Origin of the sequence: Methanolacinia paynteri (genome assembly GCF_000784355.1) — an archaeon.
Taxonomy (GTDB): Archaea; Halobacteriota; Methanomicrobia; order Methanomicrobiales; family Methanomicrobiaceae; genus Methanolacinia; species Methanolacinia paynteri.
The window spans coordinates 25,653-27,440 of record NZ_KN360945.1; the positions used below are offsets into that span (position 1 = coordinate 25,653).

Consider the following 1,788-nt stretch of genomic DNA (forward strand, 5'->3'; position numbering starts at 1 on the left):
ACCTTGAGGGAATCGAGTCTTTCTCGGTTACGAACGGGCCGAGGCAGGTCGAACCGTTAAAAGAGTTCGGGCATGACCATGTGGTTGTCGAGATCGATCTTCACCCGAAGACACTCGGAGTCAGGGAGATCGTCCCAAGCGAATTCGGGGATACGATCAGGAGCATCTGAGAACGATGAAGAGCTTTCTTATAACCGGGGATCGGTCGGGAAGCGGGAAGACAAGCATCACTCTTGCACTGAGCTCCATCCTCTCGGATGACTTTACTGTCCAGACCTTCAAGGTCGCGATGGACTATATCGATCCCTCCTACCTTACCGCAGTAACAGGAAGGCCGTGCAGGAACCTCGACAGTTTCGTGATGACGCCGGACCAGATCCTGGACAGCTATACCAACGGATGTATCGGTGCCGAGGTGGCCGTCATCGAGGGAGTCCGCGGGCTCTTCGAGGGATCCGAGGCCCTGAGCGATACCGGTTCTACGGCAAGCGTTGCCAAGATGCTCGGCCAGAATGTCATACTTGTAATCGATGCAAGGAGCATTACGAGGAGTGCGGCTGCAATCGTCATGGGATTTCTTGCTTACGACCCGGATGTAAGAATAAAGGGCGTCATTCTCAACCAGATTATCAGCGAAAAACATCTCAATAAGGCAAAGACCGCAATCGAAGCTGCAACGGGGATTCCTGTCATCGGCGCAATTCCGAGACGCGACGAGATGAAACTTACAATGAGGCATCTCGGTCTGATACCGTTTCTCGAAGGAAAGAAGGATGATGAATTCCTGAAAAGAGTCGATGCGGTAAAAGAGATTGTCAGCAGGAATGTCGATATCGACGCACTACTTGACCTTGCAGGCGAATCTCCTGCACCGGTCACTGTTCCCGAAAGCTTCGTCCAGGCAAAGGAGAAGGATGTAAAGATCGGGGTCGCGGTTGACGAGGCATTCAACTTCTACTATAACGATGTCTTCGATATCCTCGGTGCGAAGGGTGCGGAGATCGTTACGTTCAGCCCGATCCATGACAGGCTTCCCGAGGCCGACGGCTATATACTCGGTGGCGGATACCCGGAGATGTTCGCCGGAGAACTGGAAGCAAACGACAGGATGAGAGAGACGATTCTGGAAGTCTCAAGGAACGGCACTCCGATCTATGCCGAATGCGGCGGGCTGATCTACCTGACAGGTGAACTCGTGCTTAAATCGGGATGGAACGAGCTTGATGCGGATAAAAGCTACAGTATGTGCGGTGTCTTCGATGGAAAAACAGTGATGCCCTCGAAAAGAGTGATCGGCTACGTCAAAGGTGTTTCCGATTCGAGATCTCCTCTTGGGGAGGCTGTCTTCAGCGGCCACGAATTCCACCACACCGATGTCAGGCTCCCGAAGGATACGCACTACAGCTACAGGCTCAGCAGGGGTTCGGGAATCATCGGGGGATTCGACGGTGCGGTTGCCAACCGGACGCAGGGAAGCTACACGCACCTTCACCCTCTCGCTTCGGCAGGGATGATCGGGAATTTCGTTGAGAACTGTAGGAAAAAAGAATAAAACTGGATTAAGTCCTAAGTAAGAGAAGCAGTCTTCCGGTTTCTTTTTTTTCCCCCGGCTGAGGCTACCCGAACGGGTAGCGTCCAAGCCGGGCTATCACAATTGCGTGAGTTTGCTATGCAAACTCGCGCCAGGGTTGCCCCGTTAGGGGCTTATGCCCCTTCAAATGACTTGGCAAAAATAAGATATGATAAACAAGGGAGGGGGAAGTTTCCCCCTCCCTGTAACCCTCCCCC

At 53.0% G+C, this 1,788-nt stretch carries 1 protein-coding gene and 1 pseudogene; both read left to right on the forward strand.

What is annotated here, in order from left to right:
• Positions 1–170: pseudogene (locus tag METPAY_RS15605) on the forward strand (Ni-sirohydrochlorin a,c-diamide reductive cyclase catalytic subunit); the annotation flags it as partial.
• 5 nt (positions 171–175) lie between these two features.
• Positions 176–1,552: a Ni-sirohydrochlorin a,c-diamide synthase gene (cfbB, locus tag METPAY_RS13950; RefSeq protein WP_048153173.1), complete on the forward strand. Its 1,377-nt coding sequence runs from the start codon at positions 176–178 to the stop codon at positions 1,550–1,552.
• Positions 1,553–1,788: the final 236 nt, after the last annotated feature.

What these genes read in the sequence shown, in the direction of transcription:
- cfbB (WP_048153173.1), top strand. Translation starts at nt 176, where the DNA reads ATGAAGAGCTTTCTTATAACCGGGGATCGGTCGGGAAGCGGGAAGACA.